The sequence below is a fragment of the Desulfovirgula thermocuniculi DSM 16036 genome, from assembly GCF_000429345.1.
GTDB classification, from domain to species: Bacteria; Bacillota; Desulfotomaculia; order Desulfotomaculales; family Desulfovirgulaceae; genus Desulfovirgula; species Desulfovirgula thermocuniculi.
Map to the genome: position 1 here is coordinate 1 of NZ_AUBR01000100.1, position 4,984 is coordinate 4,984.

Sequence of the window (4,984 nt, forward strand, 5' to 3'; positions counted from 1 at the left end):
CTGCACCCACTTCTTGTGGGAGAACTTAGCCAGGTCTTCGATTAAACGGTCAATGCCCCCTTTTTTCTGGAGCTCTTCCAAGCGCCCAAGGTTGGCGACCACTTTCTGGCGTACTTTACCGTTTTCCCGCACACCTTTGACGATTTGAATGTATGTTCTTTTTGAGCCGTCCCTGTTGGTGAAGGTTTTGGTTCTGATATACATAGCACAACCATATTAGCACACATTCGGCAATGATGCAAAACATATATTGGAATACGTGGCACAACAAAAATTAAATTTTTAGAGCTTAGCCCCTTGATTTTTCTGGGTTCCGGGCTTTTAATAGGGCTCTTAAAGGGCCTTTGGTGTCAAAGTTGGGAAAGAAGGCTGGTTATATACAGGCGACATGGCCAGGCGGGATGAGTCTGGGTACATGTGGATAGTTGACCGTAAGAAAGATATAATTATTACCGGTGGTGTGAACGTTTACCCCAGGGAAATAGAGGATGTTCTTACCGCCTGCCCTCAGGTGGCTGATGCGGCAGTGGTGGGCGTACCTCACCCTGAATGGGGAGAAACGGTGGCAGCCCTTGTGGTGCCGCGCGATGAGTCGGATCCTCCTGATGCGGAGCAAATAAAAGATTTTTGCCGCCAGCGCTTGGCGGATTATAAAGTTCCCCGCCTCATAAAATTTGCCTCTGCTATTCCAAGGAATCCTACCGGAAAGGTCTTAAAAGAGGATGTTAAAAAATTCTTCTAAGAAAGAGGAAAAGCTCTACACCATATCCGAGCTGGCGCAGGAGTTTGGCGTGACCACCCGCACCATCCGCTATTACGAAGAGGTGGGGCTGCTCGCCCCCAGGAGGGACGAGTCCGGCCAGCGCCTTTACACCAGGCGCGACCGGGCGCGGCTTAAGCTCATCCTGCGGGGCAAGAGGTTCGGCTTTTCTTTGCAGGAGATAAAGGAGATGCTGGACCTCTACGATGTGGACCCCACCCAGAAGGAGCAGCTAAAGAAAACCATCGAATATGGGGAGCGGCGCATAGCCGAAATTGAGGAGATGATCCGGGACCTGCAGCTCTTAAAAGAGGAGATGCTGGAGTACAGGAACAGGTTCCTGGCCATGCTGGAGGAGCTGGAGGGGAAGAAAGAAGTCGACCCGCCCTGAAGTTTAAGGGGCGGGAATTTTTTCTGTGACTTCCTCTCCACCCTTGAAGGGGTAGGGCTTCCTGGCGGCAGGTGCACGTACCTGCCGGGTTACACCGGTGCGAGCGACCCTTTTAGGGTCTCCCGGAGGGGACCGTCACTCCCGTCCAAACTACTCCAGGTTCCGGGCCTTTTAAGCCGCGGCCCTCGGCGATACTTGCACGAACCTGTTGTACCTCTTGTCCCAGCGCCAGACTCTGGGTTCCCCAAAAGCAAAAGGTAGTTCCCTACCGGTGCAGCTCCCAAAGAGATACTGTTTCAGCAGGTTGGCCGCACCGTTGAGGTCGGCCTGAAGGTAAGTCCCGCACTCCCGCATATCCACAAGCCGCGGTGCTGCCGCCATGTGGGATTGCGGGAGCCACATGTGCAGCAGGTGGAGGACGTGTTCCTCTCCGTCCAGGTGTCGGCCTGCACGCCCCTCATGAGGTTCTTGTAGCGTTGCTCTGTGTGCAGCCGGTCGTAGGCCATCTGGTTGATCTTCTGGCTGGCTTTCTTGCCTTTCATTCCGGTGTGGGTGGAGCGGCGCAGGCCGCTCAGGTCGCCTACCACCGCGAAGGCCACGCCTTCTGCTCCGTCCAGCTCCGCAAAGAGCTTCGTCAGGGCGTGCTCCATCTGCCGGATACGGCGGTCGAGCTTTTTTAGCCTGCAGGCCTTTGCAGAAAAACACCTCCTCCACCTGCGGGAACCTTCCTTTAAGCGGCTCATTTTTTCCTGAAATTCCGCCAGGACCTTGTTCCTGTACTGCACCAAGGCCAGGAGTTCCCGGCATAGAAAGAGGTCCAGGGTACCGTTTGACGTGGCCCGCGCGAAAGTCGCAGAGTTGTAGTCGTATGCCGAAACGGCGCCTGCGCGGTAAACGGATACAACTCCCAGGTCGAAGGTCACGTGGAGCACCAGGTTTTCCACCTTGCGGCGGCGGACGACCGCCTTCACTTTGACCTCGACCGGGGTACCCTTCATTTTCGTACCATCGGGCAGGGTGACCGCATCCCATCCTTCGGGTAGTGCAACCTTGATGGGTTCCTTCTTCCGGGAGAGCTTGAGATAGAGGGTGTCGCCCCCGACGTTAAAGCCCTGCCTCTTCCAGGTCACAGTGCGGAGGTGGCCCTTCGGCTTGAAGTTTGGCGGGTCCATCTCGGGGTGGCCGTTTTCCCGGTGCTTGCGGTAGCCGGACACGGCCTCGAAGTACTCTTCCACCACCGCCTGGGCCGACTGGGAGTGCAGTTCCTTCCAGGAGGTGAAAGTTTTGAACTTTGCTTTCAGTTCCGTCTCCGTCGGCCAGCGGCTTTCATGCTTGAAGGTTTCCCGACTGTACCAGACGCAGGAGTTCCAGATACGGTTAGCCGCCAGAATAGCGGGCTGGAAAAGCGGGAGCATTTCCAAGCCCAGCGGGAATCGTTTGGTTAAAAGACACCGGTGGGGGTGGGACTTGTCGCTCCAGGCCATGTATTCCACCTACTCATCTTGACACTCTGCAATGTAGTGCTGGATGGTCTCGGCGGATACCGTGCCAGCGGTGCCCACGTAGTACGTTCTGGTCCAGAGCCGTGGCCCTGTTTGCTTGCTCAACTCCGGAAACTTCTGGCGCAGGTAGCGGGAAGTGTATCCCTTAATGGTGTTAATGAGGACAAAAGGGGCATGCCTTGGAGGAGCTGAAACAAAAAGGTGTACGTGATCGGGTTGGTATGGAAAGGCTGAGTACCTCTACCTCCCTTTCATCGCAGACCTTCCGAATCAGCCGTTCCAGTTCCTCGGCTACTGGACCCACCAGAATCTTGCGGCGGTACTTAGGCAGAAAAAACAACCCAGCCTTTTGCTTTTTAACCTGGCCGTCGCTCTCATCCCGCCCCCTCAAAGGAGGCGGGTCTTCCCGCGGCGGTTCTATAAAACTGTAACAATTTTTTAACCTTGCTGCAACAGGCGTCTGCTTTAATGGGGTAAGCGGGGTGAAAATTTGCCGTGCGGCAGCTTAAGGGGTTTGCTTCCCGGCTCGTCAGGCACAGGTTCAAGCTGGTGCTTTTGCTGCTGGCGCTTTTGTTGCTCCTCTGCGGGGCTTACTACGGCTGGACCAGGTGGCGCGGGGGGAGCAGGGCCGGCTACCTGACGGCAACGGTGGCCAGGGGCAACGTAATCGACGCGGTGCAGGCCGCGGGCGTGGTGGAGCCCGTGCGCACGGCCAGGCTTAACTTCAAGAGCAGCGGAACCGTAAAGAAAATCTACGTTAAGCCCGGTGACAGGGTGGCCGCCGGGCAGGTGCTGGCCGAGCTCGACGAAGCGGAGCTTGCGGCCCAGCTCCACCAGGCGGAAAACAGTCTCGCCCAGGCCAGGGCAAAGTGGCAGGCGCTGGTCAACGGCCCCACGCCGGAAGAGGTGGCCCAGGCACAGGCGGGCGTGAAGTCGGCCCGCGCCGATTACGAGAGCGCCAGCCGGAACCTTTCGCGCACGCAGGAGCTTTATGCCGCCGGGGCCGTCCCCGCTGCCGAGCTGGAAAAGGCCGAGACCGAGTTCACCAAGGCGGAGGCGGCCCTGGAGCGCGCCGAGCAGGAGCTGGCCGCCCTCGCCAAGGGCAGCCGCCCCGAGGACGTGGAGGCCGCCCGCGCCCAGGTGGAGGCCGCCCGCGCCCAGGTAGAGGCGGCGCGGAGCGGCCTGTAGGGCGCCAGACTGGTGGCGCCCTTTGCCGGGGTGGTGAGCAAGGTTGGCGGCGAGGTGGGCGAGCGGAGCGGCGCCTCCTCGGGGGACGGCGCCTTCATCACCCTCATCAGCGAGGAAAGGCAGCTGCGCCTTGCGGTTAACGAGGCGGACATCGGGAAGGTGAAGCCGGACCAGGAGGTGAGCTTCACCGTGGCCGCCTACCCGGAGCGCAATTTTTCCGGCAGGGTTAAAAGCATTTACCCCCAGGGGAGTACCGTCTCCAACGTGCAGGTTTTTGACGTGCTGGTGGACTTTGCGGATCCTGAAGGCCTCATCCGCCCCGGCATGACGGCCACGGCCAGCATCGTGGTGGCCAAGAGGGAAAACGTGCTGGTGGTGCCCCAGGTGGCCTTAAGCTACGCCTCCTCCTACCTGCGCGAGGGCAGGGCGGGCCTCTTGGGCCCCGGGCGCCGGGAGTTCCGGGGAGGCGGCGGGAGCGAAGGCGGCTCCCCGGCAGGGGGGGAAAGGCAGCTGGTGCTCGTCCTGGAGGGAGATAAGCCCGTGCCGCGCCGGGTGAGGACGGGCCTGAGTGACAGGCAGTACGTGGAAGTCCTAGAAGGGCTGAGCGCGGGCGAAAAGGTGGTTATCGGTTCCGCCACCGCCGGCAGGCAGGCCGCCTCGCCGGGCGCCACGGGCGGCTCGCGCACCACGCAGCAGCGGCAGGCTCCCCTGCCGGGCGTGCCGGGAGCGCCGGGAGGAAGGATGCAGCGGTGAGCGGGTTCCTCATCGAGCTGGAGCGCGTGAGCAAGGCCTACCGCCGCACCGCCACCCCCGTCCACGCCCTCCGCGAGGTTTCGCTGTCCGTGCGCGCCGGGGAGATGGTGGCCATCATGGGTCCTTCGGGTTCGGGCAAGTCCACCCTCATGCACATCCTGGGCTGCCTGGACAGGCCCGACGGGGGCAAGTACCTCTTGGGCGGGCGGGACGTCACCGGGCTCTCCAGGGAAGAGCTGGCCCGCGTGCGCAACCGCCTCATTGGGTTCGTCTTTCAAAACTTCAACCTGGTTCAAAAAAACCCGACCGTTTTGAAATCCCAGTCGAGCCGGCCCCCAGACCAGGTATTCGCCTCCTTTCCGGATACTTGATTTGCCCTCCGAGGGGCAG

At 60.2% G+C, this 4,984-nt stretch carries 5 protein-coding genes and 2 pseudogenes; 5 read left to right on the forward strand and 2 right to left on the reverse strand.

Features of this window, described 5'->3' with window-relative positions; genetic code table 11:
* Nucleotides 1-388 precede the first annotated feature (388 nt).
* Nucleotides 389-742 carry an AMP-binding enzyme gene (locus tag G454_RS0114690; protein WP_027719187.1) on the forward strand — a complete coding sequence of 118 codons (354 nt, stop codon included), beginning with the start codon at nucleotides 389-391 and terminating at the stop codon, nucleotides 740-742.
* Entirely contained in the window at nucleotides 723-1,151 is a 429-nt protein-coding gene (locus tag G454_RS0114695; protein ID WP_027719188.1) for a MerR family transcriptional regulator, read from the forward strand. The genes G454_RS0114690 and G454_RS0114695 overlap by 20 nt, the downstream gene beginning before the upstream one ends.
* Before the next feature lie 171 nt (nucleotides 1,152-1,322).
* Here G454_RS0114695 and G454_RS19570 read toward each other — a convergent pair.
* Nucleotides 1,323-2,635 (reverse strand): annotated as a pseudogene (locus tag G454_RS19570) (RNA-guided endonuclease InsQ/TnpB family protein).
* A gap of 9 nt (nucleotides 2,636-2,644) precedes the next feature.
* Nucleotides 2,645-3,044 (reverse strand): annotated as a pseudogene (tnpA, locus tag G454_RS21095) (IS200/IS605 family transposase).
* A 104-nt stretch (nucleotides 3,045-3,148) separates the two neighbouring features.
* Between tnpA and G454_RS20600 the strand changes: the two are divergent.
* The 3 genes from G454_RS20600 to G454_RS19580 are packed head-to-tail and all read left to right on the forward strand — an operon-like array spanning nucleotide 3,149 to nucleotide 4,965.
* Complete coding sequence (locus G454_RS20600) at nucleotides 3,149-3,841, forward strand: HlyD family secretion protein (protein ID WP_051276529.1); 693 nt, start codon at nucleotides 3,149-3,151, stop codon at nucleotides 3,839-3,841.
* A 12-nt stretch (nucleotides 3,842-3,853) separates the two neighbouring features.
* Entirely contained in the window at nucleotides 3,854-4,594 is a 741-nt protein-coding gene (locus G454_RS20605; protein ID WP_051276530.1) for an efflux RND transporter periplasmic adaptor subunit, read from the forward strand.
* Nucleotides 4,591-4,965 carry an ABC transporter ATP-binding protein gene (locus G454_RS19580; RefSeq protein ID WP_084413540.1) on the forward strand — a complete coding sequence of 125 codons (375 nt, stop codon included), beginning with the start codon at nucleotides 4,591-4,593 and terminating at the stop codon, nucleotides 4,963-4,965. Before G454_RS20605 ends, G454_RS19580 begins: the two co-directional genes overlap by 4 nt.
* Nucleotides 4,966-4,984: the final 19 nt, after the last annotated feature.